The organism is Collinsella sp. LCP19S3_F2, from assembly GCF_052121015.1.
GTDB lineage: Bacteria > Actinomycetota > Coriobacteriia > Coriobacteriales > Coriobacteriaceae > Collinsella.
Genome location: NZ_JBQKFA010000004.1, coordinates 153,005 through 166,375 on the forward strand (window position 1 = coordinate 153,005; position 13,371 = coordinate 166,375).

Annotated in this window: 14 protein-coding genes and 1 other RNA gene; 11 read left to right on the forward strand and 4 right to left on the reverse strand. The window is 59.5% G+C overall.

The window, feature by feature from the left end; genetic code table 11:
- Positions 1–101: 101 nt before the first annotated feature.
- The 3 genes from ACTQX9_RS05050 (at position 102) to ndk (ending at position 2,611) form a co-directional block, all read left to right on the forward strand.
- Positions 102–272, forward strand: coding sequence for a hypothetical protein (locus ACTQX9_RS05050; RefSeq protein WP_154515301.1), 171 nt, complete (start codon positions 102–104; stop codon positions 270–272).
- Between the two features lie 118 nt (positions 273–390).
- Complete coding sequence (gene argH, locus ACTQX9_RS05055) at positions 391–1,821, forward strand: argininosuccinate lyase (RefSeq protein ID WP_441540651.1); 1,431 nt, start codon at positions 391–393, stop codon at positions 1,819–1,821.
- 385 nt (positions 1,822–2,206) lie between these two features.
- The gene (gene ndk / locus ACTQX9_RS05060) at positions 2,207–2,611 is read left to right on the forward strand and encodes a nucleoside-diphosphate kinase (protein WP_055251725.1); all 405 of its coding nucleotides are present in this window, start codon (positions 2,207–2,209) and stop codon (positions 2,609–2,611) included.
- Between the two features lie 177 nt (positions 2,612–2,788).
- On the opposite strand, the gene rpiB is transcribed toward ndk, so the two are convergent.
- Positions 2,789–3,256: a ribose 5-phosphate isomerase B gene (gene rpiB / locus ACTQX9_RS05065; RefSeq protein WP_427719257.1), complete on the reverse strand. Its 468-nt coding sequence runs from the start codon at positions 3,254–3,256 to the stop codon at positions 2,789–2,791.
- 269 nt (positions 3,257–3,525) lie between these two features.
- Between rpiB and ACTQX9_RS05070 the strand changes: the two genes are divergently transcribed.
- Positions 3,526–4,845, forward strand: coding sequence for an L-cysteine desulfidase family protein (locus ACTQX9_RS05070; RefSeq protein WP_441540652.1), 1,320 nt, complete (start codon positions 3,526–3,528; stop codon positions 4,843–4,845).
- Here the strand turns inward: ACTQX9_RS05070 and ACTQX9_RS05075 are convergent.
- Complete coding sequence (locus ACTQX9_RS05075) at positions 4,842–5,600, reverse strand: HAD family hydrolase (protein ID WP_441016252.1); 759 nt, start codon at positions 5,598–5,600, stop codon at positions 4,842–4,844. The genes ACTQX9_RS05070 and ACTQX9_RS05075 overlap by 4 nt on opposite strands.
- Positions 5,601–5,913: 313 nt before the next feature.
- Between ACTQX9_RS05075 and rpsA the strand changes: the two genes are divergently transcribed.
- From rpsA to ACTQX9_RS05090, 3 genes are all read left to right on the forward strand, one after another.
- Positions 5,914–7,080, forward strand: coding sequence for a 30S ribosomal protein S1 (gene rpsA, locus ACTQX9_RS05080; RefSeq protein WP_154515317.1), 1,167 nt, complete (start codon positions 5,914–5,916; stop codon positions 7,078–7,080).
- 343 nt (positions 7,081–7,423) lie between these two features.
- Positions 7,424–7,785, forward strand: an RNA gene (gene rnpB, locus ACTQX9_RS05085) — RNase P RNA component class A.
- Between the two features lie 354 nt (positions 7,786–8,139).
- Positions 8,140–8,778, forward strand: coding sequence for a YigZ family protein (locus ACTQX9_RS05090; protein ID WP_441540653.1), 639 nt, complete (start codon positions 8,140–8,142; stop codon positions 8,776–8,778).
- Between the two features lie 67 nt (positions 8,779–8,845).
- Here ACTQX9_RS05090 and ACTQX9_RS05095 read toward each other — a convergent pair whose 3' ends face one another.
- Positions 8,846–9,352 carry a C-GCAxxG-C-C family protein gene (locus ACTQX9_RS05095; protein ID WP_441038867.1) on the reverse strand — a complete coding sequence of 169 codons (507 nt, stop codon included), beginning with the start codon at positions 9,350–9,352 and terminating at the stop codon, positions 8,846–8,848.
- 170 nt (positions 9,353–9,522) lie between these two features.
- Between ACTQX9_RS05095 and ACTQX9_RS05100 the strand changes: the two genes are divergently transcribed.
- The 4 genes from ACTQX9_RS05100 to ACTQX9_RS05115 all read left to right on the forward strand — a co-directional run bounded on the left by ACTQX9_RS05100 (position 9,523) and on the right by ACTQX9_RS05115 (position 12,336).
- Entirely contained in the window at positions 9,523–10,806 is a 1,284-nt protein-coding gene (locus ACTQX9_RS05100; protein WP_427719685.1) for an O-acetylhomoserine aminocarboxypropyltransferase/cysteine synthase family protein, read from the forward strand.
- A 141-nt stretch (positions 10,807–10,947) separates the two neighbouring features.
- Positions 10,948–11,235, forward strand: coding sequence for a hypothetical protein (locus ACTQX9_RS05105; protein ID WP_441540654.1), 288 nt, complete (start codon positions 10,948–10,950; stop codon positions 11,233–11,235).
- 58 nt (positions 11,236–11,293) lie between these two features.
- A complete protein-coding gene (locus ACTQX9_RS05110; protein WP_441540655.1) occupies positions 11,294–11,872 on the forward strand; it encodes a xanthine phosphoribosyltransferase in 579 nt (192 codons plus the stop codon).
- Between the two features lie 98 nt (positions 11,873–11,970).
- Positions 11,971–12,336, forward strand: coding sequence for a peptide chain release factor family protein (locus ACTQX9_RS05115; protein WP_441540715.1), 366 nt, complete (start codon positions 11,971–11,973; stop codon positions 12,334–12,336).
- A gap of 33 nt (positions 12,337–12,369) precedes the next feature.
- Here ACTQX9_RS05115 and ACTQX9_RS05120 read toward each other — a convergent pair whose 3' ends face one another.
- Positions 12,370–13,332, reverse strand: a complete 963-nt coding sequence (locus tag ACTQX9_RS05120) for a diacylglycerol/lipid kinase family protein (RefSeq protein ID WP_441540656.1) — start codon at positions 13,330–13,332, stop codon at positions 12,370–12,372.
- Positions 13,333–13,371 lie beyond the last annotated feature (39 nt).

Sequence of the window (13,371 nt, forward strand, 5' to 3'; positions counted from 1 at the left end):
CGCGTCTGCGGCTGAGTCCGAGCCCCGCCGGGGTTGTCCGGCGGGGCTCCTTCTATCAATTTGGCGGCTCTGCGCCTATATATATCTGAGGGGTATCCATTATGTTCAATGCTATCGCGCATGCTTTACTTGCCCTCGCGCCCGAGTTCGATGCTGCAAAGGTCGAGGATGTCCCTATGAGCCTGAAGGCATGGATTGACGGCTCGGCAAGCAACGGCTGGCGGGAGTCGATGGGCGCCAAGTGCCTGGTGCGTCACTTCTTTGCAAATTAGCCACATGGTCTCGCGCTCGGTGGGGAATGTGCAAAACTAGCGGTTGATAAATCGCTTTAGCGACATGGCGCTTTGCTTTGGGCGCTTGTTTTGGTATTTAGAGAAAGGGGACGGTTCCATGGCTCTTTGGGGCGGTCGTTTTGAGGCAGGCGTGGCCGAGGTCACGCAGGAGTTTGGCGCGTCGCTGCCGGTCGACAAACATCTCTATAAGCAGGATATCGCTGGCTCTAAGGCACATGCCAAGATGCTGGCGGCCCAGGGCATTATCAGTGCAAAGGACGAGCAGGCGATTGCCGAGGGTCTGACCGCAATCGAACAGGATATCGATGCCGGCAACTTCACCTTCGATATCAACGACGAGGACATTCATATGTCCATCGAGAGCGAGCTGACCCGTCGCATCGGCGAGGCGGGCAAGCGCCTGCATACCGGGCGCTCGCGCAACGACCAGGTGGCGACCGATACGCGCCTGGGCGTCAAGGCGCTGGCCAAGGAGCTCATGGAGGCCAATCTTGAGCTGCGCCACGTGCTGGTGGATGCGGCCAAACAGTGCAACAAGGTGATTCTGCCGGGTTACACGCACATGCAGCATGCTCAGCCCGTGCTGCTGTCGCATCATCTGCTGGCGTATTCTTGGATGTTCGCGCGCGACTTTACACGCCTGAAGGCCGCCTTTGATGCTGCCGACAACTGCCCGCTGGGCGCTGCCGCGCTTGCCGGTACGAGCTATCCGCTCGATCGTCAGATGACGGCCGCCGAACTTGGCTTTGCGGGCGTGATTCCCAACTCGCTCGATGCGGTTTCCGACCGTGATTTCCTCCTCGATCTGCATTACGCCGGCTCCGTCATGGCGATGCACCTGTCGCGTCTTTCCGAGGAGATCGTGCTGTGGTCGAGCTCCGAGTTTGGCTTTATCACGCTTTCCGACTCGTATTCCACTGGCTCGTCCATCATGCCGCAGAAGAAGAACCCCGATTTTGCCGAGCTTATCCGCGGCAAGAGCGGCCGAGTCTATGGCAACCTGGTGCAGCTGCTCGTGACCATGAAGGGCCTGCCGCTCGCTTATAACAAGGACTTGCAGGAGGACAAGGAGGGCGCGCTCGATACCGCCCATACGCTCATGCAGTGCCTGTCCGTTATGGCCGGTATGATTTCGACCTGGACCGTCAACGAGGATGCCATGGCGCGCGAGTGCGGCGTGGGGCACCTTGCCGCCACCGATGTTGCCGATTACCTGGCCAAGCGTGGCCTGCCGTTCCGCGAGGCCCACGCCGTGGTGGGCCATTTGGTCCTGATGTGCGAGAAGCGCGGCTGCAATCTTGAGGACCTGCCGTTTGAGGTGTTCCAAGAGGCAAGCCCGCTCTTTGAGCACGACATTACCGAGGCACTCGACATTCCGTCGATTGTCGCTGCACGCACGACCGAGGGCGGTACCGCCCCTGCCGCCGTTGCCGTGCAGCTGCAGCGTGCCCAGGCACAACTCGTTGCCGACGAAGGTGTGCTTGGATCGCTGACCAAGGTCGTCGAGATGGGCCACGGGGCAAAGTAAGGGTTTAGTTGAAGCGGCTTTGGCCATTTATTGATAAATCGTTTTTGCTTTTACGGGCGTCTGTTGCTGCGGGCGCCCGTATTTTGTTGCAATGGGGAAGGGGCTTGTCGAGAACTTCTGTAGGACCTTTGGGCAGGTTGTGAAGGGGCTACGTTCACGGGCGGCAACCGACCGTCCGCTCGGTTCGGTGCGGTTGATGCGCGGTCGGATGGTACTCTAATCGGGCTTCGAAACAGAAGTGACACATATGGAACGTTTTAATAAATTGTAGCGTTTCAATAAACAGTTTTTTGTTTAACTGCAGCTAAAACTCTGTTACGATGCAGTCCAGGCGGGTGCCGGAATGGGACTTGGGCACGCGCGAACCTACTTGAAAGGCTACCTTATGGCTATCGAGAAGACCTTCATCATGATTAAGCCCGACGCTGTGCGCGATCGCAAGATCGGCGAGATCGTCGCTCGCATTGAGCGTAGCGGCCTTGTCATCGAGCGCATGGAGATGACCACGCTCGAGCGTGCTACCGTCGAGGAACACTACGCCCATCTGGCGGACAAGCCCTTCTTTGGCGGTCTCTGCGACTTTATGACGAGCGGTCCGGTCGTCAAGATGGTCGTTTCCGGTCTCTCCGCCGTCTCCAAGATGCGTACCCTTATGGGCGCTACCAACCCGCTTGACGCTGCCCCCGGCACCATTCGCGGCGACTTCGCTGTCGATGTCAACGCCAACGTGATCCACGGCTCCGACTGCCTGGAGAACGCCGAGATCGAGATCAAGCGCTTCTTTGGCTAAACCAGCTTTGACTCCTCAAAGCTGTTAGCGTGTGGCTTTGGCGCCGCGGAATTCCATCCGCGGCGCCCTTTTTATTCCAGTAGATTTCTAGGTATATCCCAAAAATCTACTAAACAGCCCCCGCCCGGATGTTTCTTCCGGGCGGGGGCTGGCGTTAGCGTATGGCTTTGTAGGTCTTTAAGCCTCGTCGACGACCTTGAGTCCGCGGGTCTGGTCGATCTCGTTGATGAGATTGACGCGACGCTCGTGGCGGCCGCCCTCAAACTCGGCGTCGAGCCACTCGTCGACAATCATCTTGGCGAGCTCGGAGCCCACGACGCGGGCACCAAAGGCGAGCACGTTGGTGTTGTTGTGCATGCGGGAGAGCTTGGCGCTGAAGGGCTCGGAGCACACGACGGCGCGTACGCCCTCGACCTTGTTGGCAGCCAGGCTAATCCCGACGCCGGTGCCACAGATGAGGATGCCCAGGTCGACGTCGCCGTTGGCAACGGCCTTACCCACCTTGTAGCCGGCGATGGGGTAGTCAAAGCTCTCGGAGGTGTCGGTGCCAAAGTTCACGACCTCGCAGCCGCGCTCCTTCAGGTGCTCGGAGATGATGTTCTTGAGCTCGACGGCGGCGTGGTCGTTACCGATACCGATCTTCATGGATGCTTCCTCTCTGGTCTGTGCGGCGAGATTGCTAAAGGTTTTACCGCGTTCGACTGCATGATAGCGCGACTTTTGTGTAAACGCTCGGGCGTTTTTTGCTCAAACGCTTTAGCATGCAATAAGACCGGCCTATCATGAATAATGCCGCCAATTTGTGCTCGAGCGCCGTCCGCCGGAACCATGGTTGTGGTTTTTGATGCATTGTTATCAAATAAAATAGCGAACTATTTTGAGAGCCCAGCCCGTTATACAAGTAGGAGATACCTATGCCTGCCGATTCCCTTCGTGATACCGCGTTTTGCGATGTTTTGAACCGCGAGCTTGTCTGTGCGCTCGGCTGCACCGAGCCCATTGCCGTTGCCTATGCAGCGGCGCTGGCGAGCCAGACGCTCGGCTGCGAACCCGATCATATGGATGTTGTCTGCTCGGGCAACATCATCAAGAACGTAAAGAGCGTGACCGTGCCTAACTCGGGCGGTATGCATGGTATTGAAGCCGCGGCCGTGCTGGGTGCCGTGGGCGGCGACGCCAAGAGCGCGCTCGAGGTGCTCGAGAGTGTTGACGATAAAGACCGTGCTCGCGTGGCCGAGCTCCTCGCCGATGCCGGCTACTGCGATGTGTCGCTTGTCGAGGGCGTGCCCAACCTCTACATCAAGGTGACTGCCACAGCCGGGGGGCATACCGCGGTCGTCGAGATTACCGACCACCACACCAATGTCACGTGCCATACACTCGACGGTATCCCGGTATGCGGCAAGTCGGTGGGGGAGTGTGCCGCCTGCGCCGAGCGCGTGGTGGCCGAGCGCGCGGCAGATAGCGCCGACACGCCCATGTCGATTGAGACCATCATCGACTTTATTGAGGACGGCGATGTTGAGGGTGCTCGCGCTGCCATTGAGCGTCAGATCGAGCTGAACGGCGCCATTAGCGCAGAGGGCTTGGCGCACGCTTGGGGCGCCGAGGTGGGCCGTACGCTGCTGGGCGCTCGTGCCGATGACGTCGCCTGCCGTGCCCGTGCCCGTGCAGCCGCCGGGTCCGACGCCCGCATGAACGGCTGCGCACTGCCGGTCGCCATTGTGTGCGGCTCGGGCAATCAGGGCATTACCTGTGCATTGCCCGTTATGGAATATGCCGAGTACCTGCGCTGCGACCACGAGCGCCTGGTGCGCGCCGTGATGCTGTCCGATCTTATTGCCGTGCATATCAAAAGCTATATTGGTGCACTTTCGGCGTTTTGCGGTGCTATTTGCGCCGCGTGCGGTGCCGGCGCGGCGATTACCTGGCTGTGCGGTGGCACGCGCGAGCAGATCGGCGCGACGGTCTCGAATACGCTCGGCAACGTGGGCGGCATCGTGTGCGATGGCGCCAAGGCGAGCTGTGCCGCCAAGATTTCCGCAGCCGTTGATGCGGCGATTCTGGGCCACGATATGGCCATGCAGGGCCGTGGCTTCCGCGCCGGCGAGGGCCTGATCCAAGATACCGTTGAGCAGACGATCGCCAGCATGGGCTATGTGGGTCGCGTGGGTATGAAGGACACCGACGTCGAGATCCTCAACATCATGATCGGCAAAACCCAAGTTTGTTAGGACCGTTCGTTGGCTACTTGGTGCTCGTAGAAGGCATCGATTACGGCGTTAAAGTCGCGGGCGAAGTCTTCCATGGTTCCGCGCCAGGTGGCTCGACTGGGTTTTCCCTGGCCAACATAGGCAGTTTGAATACCGCAGGCGGGGCTGGGGAAGTCGCGCTTGGGGTCGTTGCCCACCATAAGGACCTCGTGCGGTTCGAGCCCCATGGCCTGCAGCTGCTCCAGGTAATAGGTGGCATCGGGCTTGCAACGGGTGGCGTTTCCCATGTGCGTCACGAGCTCAAAGGGGGCGTCGGCCAGGTCACCCCAACCCATGCGGCATTCGATGGCCCCCTGGGGAAAGCTGGGGTTGGTAAAGAGTGCGCAACGCAGTCCTGCGTCCCGTACAGCCTGGAGTGCGGCGTGTGCACCCGGCATGGCGTGGGCATTGATGGCATCGTCATTCTTGTACGGGAGAACTTCGCGTTCATAGTAGGTAAACGCCTCGTAGATGAGTGGGTCCGAGAGGCAGATGCCGCACCTGCGCTCGACCTCGGTGCGGTAAAACTCAAGATTGGTGCGATTGTCCGTGCCGCTTCGGCGATTGGCGTTGAGGTCGACCAGGATGGTGCCGAGGCGTGCCATCGTGCCACCGCGGCTGCATCGTCCGATATCCGCGAGCATTGACGAGACATCCTTAAAATAGCGAAGGATAAACGCGTTGAGATTGATGCTGAGAAGCGTCTCGTCCATATCGAAAACGACTGCTTTGAGCACGCGGGCACCTTTCTCGAAAAATCGTTTAGAACGTTGGCTCCGGATACTTTACCCCAAAGCCGTATACTCAACTGCTTATCGTCAACTTATGGAGACAGTCGTTCACAAGATTGCGAAAAAGTCTCCATACGAGTAAAAAATCGCAGTTCACGCTTGAAATCGAAGTGATTTCCACGTAACCTATACGAACGTGATTGCATAAGCGTCACATTAGTATCTGTCGGCTCCCGAGTGTTCCTAAACGTTGTGTGCTTGTCGCACCCTTCTGTAGGTCCTAGCAATCGGGGCCCCGTAGTTCGAAAGGGGTCCACCTTTGAGTGAGATTCAGAACTCGTCCATTTTCTCTCTTGACGATGTCAACGAGGAGGAGATGAACAACCTCATCGACGGTACGATTACCGACTTTGATGAGGGCGATCTCGTTAACGGTACTGTCGTTAAGATCGAGCATGACGAGGTGCTCGTTGACATCGGATTCAAGTCCGAGGGCGTTATCCCGGTCCGCGAGCTGTCCATCCGCAAGGACGCTAACCCTGCAGACATCGTTGCACTCGGTGATTCCATCGAGGCCCTGGTTCTCCAGAAGGAGGACAAGGACGGTCGTCTGGTCCTTTCCAAGAAGCGTGCCGAGTACGAGCGTGCTTGGAACCGCATCGAGGAGAAGTTCAACTCCGGCGAGAACGTCGAGGGCGAGGTTATCGAGGTTGTCAAGGGCGGCCTGATCCTCGACATCGGCCTGCGTGGCTTCCTGCCCGCTTCCCTCGTCGACCTCCGTCGCGTCAAGGACCTCACCTCCTACATGGGCACCCGCATCGAGGCCCGCGTCATCGAGATGGACCGCAACCGCAACAACGTCGTTCTCTCCCGTCGCGTCGTGCTTGAGGAGTCCCGTAAGGCCGAGCGTTCCGAGATCCTGTCCAAGCTCAAGTCTGGCATGCGTCTCCAGGGCACTGTTTCCTCCATCGTCGACTTCGGCGCCTTCGTCGACCTCGGCGGCATCGACGGCCTCATCCACATCTCCGAGCTCTCCTGGAACCACGTCAACCATCCTTCCGAGGTTGTCAAGGTCGGCCAGGAGGTCGAGGTCGAGGTTCTCGACGTCGATCTCAACCGCGAGCGCATCTCCCTGGGTCTCAAGCAGACCACCGAGGATCCGTGGCGCGCACTGGTCAAGAAGTACCCCGTCGGCGCTATCGTCGAGGGCACTGTGACCAAGCTTGTCCCGTTTGGCGCTTTCGTCGATCTGGGCGAGGGCATCGAGGGCCTGGTGCACATCTCCGAGATGGCCAACAAGCACGTCGACCAGCCTTCTCAGGTCACCCACGTGGGCGACAAGGTTCAGGTCAAGGTCATGGAGATCGACCTCGACCGTCGTCGTATCTCCCTGTCTATGAAGTCCGCTGCTGAGACTCTGGGCGTCGAGATCGAGGTTACCCCGCTGCCTTCCGAGAAGAAGGACGAGGAGACCGACGCCGAGTAAATCGGTTTGACGATCACTTGCTTTAAGGGATCCGTCCGCAATGGACGGGTCCCTTTTTGCGTTTGCCGGTGAGGTGCGCAATGCTACTCGTGCGCAATGCTGTCCGGGCTGTTCACGGGGGCTATTGGGTTGTCGGTGCATGAAAATGCCGACATCCCGCCTCGGGGAGGAGGCGGGAACGCACCGAGTAGACGGAGGGGTGCGGAGCGCGGTCGCGTCTCGACTGGCGACGTTGCCCATCGACGACCCTATTGTACCGCATGGCATGGTTCTTGGTATATCGTGTCGAACGCTTGTGTTGTGCCTTTGCCTGCGGCAACGGTGTGTTACACTCTTGCACTGCTGAGTGGGCCAGACGGTCGCGCGATGTGCTGCTTGCGGCACGCGTGAGGAAAGTCCGGGCTCCAGAGGGCGGGATGCCGGCTAACGGCCGGGCGGAGTGATCCGACGGAAAGCGCCGCAGAAAAGAAGACTCCCACCTGCGCTGCAAGGCGTAAAGGGAAAAGCTGAAACGGTGGTGTAAGAGACCACCAGCGTCGTGGCAACACGGCGGCTTGGCAAGCCCCATCCGGAGCAAGCGCGAATAGGAACGCAATGGGCCGGCCCGGTCCGCGTTCGGGTAGCGTGCGTGGAGCTGCACGGTAACGTGCAGACAAGATAAATGACCGTTCACGACAGAACCCGGCTTATAGGCCCACTCGGCACTTTGTTGACGCTGCGAACCCGTCAGCGCGACAATCTGCCTTTCAAGCCTTCGGGCATGACCATAAGGTCAATGCCCTCGTCTTTCAAGGCACCTTGCTCGCGCTGACGGGTTCTCGCTTTCGTTGACGGAATCATCGGCGGTTCCGTTCTTGGCATCTCGCTGTTTTTGCCTGGTCATCGGCAGCTTCATTTCTGTTGCAATCTCGTCTTTCAAGGCACCTTGCTCGCGCTGGCGGGTTCTCGCTGTTGGTGACGGCCTCATTGGCGTTTCCGCTCTTGTTGGCGAGGGCAACGGTGCTGTCTTTGCCGTATTATTGAGGCTGTTTGTTGCCGTGCTTTTTCTGTTGAGGGGCTTTGTTGGACAGCTATCTTACTCTGCAATCGAATATTGAGGCTTCTGGCGAGTTTGTGGATCGCAAGAGCCGGTTTATTGCCCAGCTGGTCCATATTGAATCCGAGGATGAGGCGAATGCCTTCATCGAGATGGTTCGCAAGCGTCATTACGACGCTCGACACAATGTTCCCGCGTGGATTTTGGTCGATGGACGCGAGCGTCAGAGTGATGACGGTGAGCCGAGCCGCACGAGCGGCATGCCGACGCTCGAGGTGTTGCGCGGCGCTGGGCTCAAAAATGTTTGCTGCGTGGTGACGCGCTATTTTGGCGGCACGCTGTTGGGGCCCGGTGGCTTGGTGCGCGCCTATACCGCGGCGACGCAGGCGGCGGTGGCAGCTGCTCAGGAGGCAGGGCAGGTCGTTGAGATGACGAGCGTCGTGCCTGTTGACGTGCACGTGGCCTATCCGCAGTATGAGCAGGTGCTTCGTTTGGCGCAGGATTCGGGTGCCAAGGTTTCGGATACCGATTACGCGGATGCCGTGACGATTCATTTGGTGTTTAAGGCGGGGGAGCAGGAGCCGTTTTGCGCTAAGATGCGCGAGCTTATGGCGGGGCGCGAGGAGATTGAGGTCGGCGCTCCCAAATTTGCCGAGTTCTAACGGCGACGGCCGGCGTGCTTTTGGATGAATCCTAAGCACGCCGGCCGTCGTTTTCTGTTGCCGCCGTTTACTCGGCGAGCTGCTTTAGCACATCGCAGGCGATCTCGATGGCGTCGTCGATGCAGCCGGGGCAGCTGCGGAGCGGACCATTGTCCGATCCGATGCCCTTGAGCGTGCCGCAGACGGTCGTCGTGTTTTTCGTTTTAAAACGCTTGGCGATTTCGCGCGACAGCTTGTAAGTCTGGCCCTTGGTCTTGGGGTTTTCCATGCCGTCGCTCATTACAAAGCCCATGATGGCCACGGCGCCCGAGATAGCGCCGCAGGTCTCGGTCATGCCGCCCATGCCGGCGCCAAAGCCCTCGGTGAGGATAAAGGCGGTCTGGGGGTCGAGCCCGACGGCGGGTGCGAGCGTGCAGGCGACGGCCTGTGCGCAGTTAAAGCCACGGGCGTGGTATTCGGCAGCCTGAGCCTGACAGGCGGTGATGTCGAGCTGGGCAGTATCGATTTGCTTCATCGTTGTCTCCTCGGTAACGGTGTACTCGCCTATGGTACCCTTGCCGATGCATTTGTTCATCGAAAGCCTCATGTATGCCTCATTTTTATCTATCGAATAAATGCCAAGATCTGCGATAAATGCCCCCGGTAGATTTGTCTCATAACCTACCTTGGGGATGGGTTGAGAGGGGTGCGGGGTAGCGGTATCGTGAACCGGATAAAAATGTAACCCAGGCAAGGGAGCTAGATATGAGCGAGCAGACCATCGGTACGACATGTGTTCAGGGCGGCTATCACCCGGGAGACGCGGAGCCGCGCCAGGTGCCCATCTACCAGTCCACCACGTGGAAGTATGACACGTCCGAGCATATGGGCAAGCTGTTTGACCTGGAGGAGTCTGGCTATTTCTACAGCCGTCTGCAGAACCCTACGTGCGATCTGGTTGCCGCCAAGATCTGCGAGATGGAGGGCGGCACCGCTGCGATGCTCACGAGCTCGGGCATGGCTGCGAACTTCCTCGCGATCTTTAACGTGGCCGGCGCCGGCGATCATGTGGTCGCAAGCTCGGCCATCTACGGCGGTACCTACAACCTGCTTGCCCATACCATGGGTCGTATGGGCGTTACCTGCACGTTCGTTGCGCCCGATTGCACCGATGAGGAGCTCGAGGCAGCCTTTGAGCCCAATACCAAGCTCGTCTTTGGCGAGACGATCGCCAACCCCGCCCTTGCCGTGCTCGATATTGAGCGCTTTGCCAAGGCCGCGCATGACCACGGCGTGCCGCTGATGGTCGACAACACCTTCCCGACGCCCGTGATGTGCCGTCCCTTTGAGTGGGGCGCCGATATCGTTACGCACTCCACCACCAAGTACATGGATGGACATGGGGCCTGCCTGGGCGGCGTGATCGTCGACCACGGCCAGTTTGACTGGATGGCCCATGCGGACAAGTTCCCGGGTCTCACCACGCCCGATGAGAGCTACCACGGCGTGACCTATGCCGAGAAGTTCGGTCGCGAGGGCGCCTTCATTACCAAGGCAACCGCTCAGCTCATGCGCGACCTCGGCCCCATGCAGAACCCGCAGGCGGCGTTTTTCCTGAACAGCTCGCTCGAGAGCCTGCATGTGCGCATGCCGCGTCATTGCGAGAACGGCCTGGCTGTTGCCAAGTTCCTGCAGAGCCATCCCAAGGTGCGCTTCGTGAGCTATCCGGGTCTGGAGGGCGACAAGTACTATGACCTAGCTCAAAAGTACATGCCCAACGGTACCTGCGGCGTTGTGAGCTTTGGCTTTAACGGTGGTCGCGCGGCGGCCGAGACCTTTATGAAGAGCCTCAAGCTCGCTCAGATCGCCACGCATGTGGCCGACGCCCGCACTTGCTGCCTGCATCCCGCTAACGCCACGCACCGCCAGATGAACGATGAGGAGCTTATCGCCTGTGGCATCTCCGCCGACATGGTGCGCCTGTCGTGCGGCCTCGAGGACACGGCCGATCTGATTGCCGACCTTGAGCAGGCGCTCGAGCAGTGCTAGGCTAGCGTTCGTGCAAGGCGCCGATGCCGGCAGAAAGCTTCGGCGACCTTTAGCTCCGATACCGTAGGCGGGGCCCCAATCGCGACTGTTTGCAGGCGATTGGGGCCCCGTTTTTGTGTTGCGCCACTCGAAAGGATGGATATGGAGAAAACCGCAGAGCAACTGCGCCGCGAACACATCGCTCTTGAGGGAGACACCCATGTCAAGAACAAATGGGCGATTCTGTTTACGGTGCTCATCATGACGTTTATGGTGTGTCTGGATTCGACCGTCGTGACCGTGGCGCTGCCCGTGATGCAAAAGGAGCTGGGCGTGGGCCTCGATCGCATTCAGCTGGTAAGCTCGGTTTATCTGCTTGCGGCTTGTGCGGCGATGCGGCTTTGTGGTGCGATGCGGCTTGTGGGGCGGGCGGGGGTCGGTCCGTGGTAGACTATCGAGCAACGTTTATTAATCGCGCGGTATCGTTGCCGTGAGAAGGGGTTGCGCCATGCAGGAGCTTGAGGACCGTATTCGCCATGACGGCATCGTAAAGGCCGGTAATGTCCTTAAGGTTGATGCTTTCCTCAACCACCAGTGCGACGTTGAACTGTTTGACCACATGGGCGCCGAGTGGGCCCGTCTGTTCGAGGATGTCGAGATTAACAAGATCCTTACGATCGAGGCTTCGGGCATTGGCATGGCTTGCATTGCAGCCCAGCATTTTGGCGGCGTGCCGGTGGTCTTTGCCAAGAAGGCGCAGTCCATCAACCTCGACGGCGAGCAGTATGCCACGACCATCTACTCCTTTACCAAGCAGAGGGAGTACCCGGTCATCGTTGGCAAGCGCTTCCTGTCCGAGAGCGACAAGGTCCTGATTATCGACGACTTCCTGGCCAACGGATGCGCGCTCGAGGGTCTTATCAAGATCTGCGAGGCCGCAGGCGCCGAGGTGTCCGGCATTGGCATTGCAGTGGAGAAGGGCTTCCAGGGCGGTGGCGATAAGCTCCGCGAGCGCGGCTTCCGTGTTGAGAGCCTGGCCCGTATCGCCGATATGGACTGTGAGAACGGCGAGATCACCTTCGCCTAAGCGCGCAACACAAGCGATTGGTATGCGATGTGACAAAGGGACTGTCCCTTTGTCACATTTTTTGTATGAGGGGAGGTGTTGATATGGATGAGAACAAGATGGGATGGCGTGAGTATGCGCGCTATGTCGAGATGTCGGTCGAGGAGCTGGCGCGCGATTGCGAGGTGCAGGTGTTTCGCGCGATGGGTCCGGGCGGGCAAGGCGTGAACACGACGGACTCGGCGGTGCGCATGAAACATATCCCTACGGGGATTACCGTGACGGCGCGCGAGAGTCGCAGCCAGTTCCAAAATCGTAGCTGCTGTTTGCGTAAGCTACGCGCTGAGCTTGAGCGTCGCGGGCGTCCACCGCGTCGACGCGTAAAGACCAAGGTGCCTCAGCGCTCTCGCCAGCGCAGACTTAATGACAAGCACTTCAACGCCATTAAAAAGGCCAACCGCCGCAAGCCGGGCGGGGAGGAGTGATCTTCTCGATAAGTTGCGGTGAAATAGGGGTGGTTAGCGGGTTGGACGCCAGACTTGGAGGGCGCCGGGTAGGATGTCGACTTCGATGCGCGAGGCGATAACAGGTTCGCCGTCGGCCTGGATGGGGTAGTCGGGCTCCTCAAAGGTAAGCACGGCATGGCGGCAGCGGCGCATGCAAACCGGCGGCAACTTGGTATGGTGGCCGTCCTTGGCCGAAAGGAACATGGGAAGCGCGACCGCGCGCGGAACGGGGCCGCAGGCGTAGCAAACGTCGAGCATGCCGTCGCACGGGTCGGCGTCGGGACAGATGCGATAGCCCGAGCCATACGTGGGGCCCAGCTGAATCGCCATGATGATCGCCCTCACGCGCTCGGCGGGCGCGCCGTCAAAGCTGACTGTCATGGGGTAGTTGCGATAGCGCAGGCCAAACTGTTCAAGTCCCGAGAGGGTGTAGAGCGGAGCGCCGGTGAGGCCCGTCTTTTTGCGCAGCTCGGTGGTGCCCAGGCCGATGGCGGCGTCAATACCGACGGAGAGCGTCTGGTCGTAGTACTCAACGGAAGCCTCGCCGCTACCGCTTGCGGGGTTCCATGAGCGAATGCGACCGATGTCCTGACGCTGCAGCTCGCAGGTGAGCAGCGCGCCAAAATCCTTGCCGGAGAAATCTTCTATACCGAGCGTTTGGGCAAAATCGTTGCCGGAACCCACGGGTAGGATGGCAAGAGCGGGGCGGGGGTCCTCCTTTTGTGCCATAAGTCCGTTGACGACCTCGTGGATCACGCCGTCGCCGCCAAGGGCGATAACGGTGCGATAGCCCTGAGCCTGTGCGGCCAGCTCCTTGGCGTGCCCCATACGCTCGGTCAATACCAGGTCAAACTGGGATGCGCGTGCAGTCATGTCCAAAAAGCGTTGCAGGCGCTCGGCAACTTCGCGCGCCGCACCCGACTGGGCGGCTGGGTTGGCGATGATGAGCGTGCGACCAAAATCAGTTGCGTGCATGGGGCGACTCCCGGCGTGTGACATGGCAGTGCGGTCGCG

Bases quoted from the DNA above. Each gene is read 5' to 3' on its own strand.
- ACTQX9_RS05050 (WP_154515301.1), top strand. From the start codon at position 102: ATGTTCAATGCTATCGCGCATGCTTTACTTGCCCTCGCGCCCGAGTTC.
- argH (WP_441540651.1), top strand. From the start codon at position 391: ATGGCTCTTTGGGGCGGTCGTTTTGAGGCAGGCGTGGCCGAGGTCACG.
- ndk (WP_055251725.1), top strand. From the start codon at position 2,207: ATGGCTATCGAGAAGACCTTCATCATGATTAAGCCCGACGCTGTGCGC.
- rpiB (WP_427719257.1), bottom strand. From the start codon at position 3,256: ATGAAGATCGGTATCGGTAACGACCACGCCGCCGTCGAGCTCAAGAAC.
- ACTQX9_RS05070 (WP_441540652.1), top strand. From the start codon at position 3,526: ATGCCTGCCGATTCCCTTCGTGATACCGCGTTTTGCGATGTTTTGAAC.
- ACTQX9_RS05095 (WP_441038867.1), bottom strand. From the start codon at position 9,352: ATGAACAAATGCATCGGCAAGGGTACCATAGGCGAGTACACCGTTACC.
- ACTQX9_RS05100 (WP_427719685.1), top strand. From the start codon at position 9,523: ATGAGCGAGCAGACCATCGGTACGACATGTGTTCAGGGCGGCTATCAC.
- ACTQX9_RS05105 (WP_441540654.1), top strand. From the start codon at position 10,948: ATGGAGAAAACCGCAGAGCAACTGCGCCGCGAACACATCGCTCTTGAG.
- ACTQX9_RS05110 (WP_441540655.1), top strand. From the start codon at position 11,294: ATGCAGGAGCTTGAGGACCGTATTCGCCATGACGGCATCGTAAAGGCC.
- ACTQX9_RS05115 (WP_441540715.1), top strand. From the start codon at position 11,971: ATGGGATGGCGTGAGTATGCGCGCTATGTCGAGATGTCGGTCGAGGAG.
- ACTQX9_RS05120 (WP_441540656.1), bottom strand. From the start codon at position 13,332: ATGCACGCAACTGATTTTGGTCGCACGCTCATCATCGCCAACCCAGCC.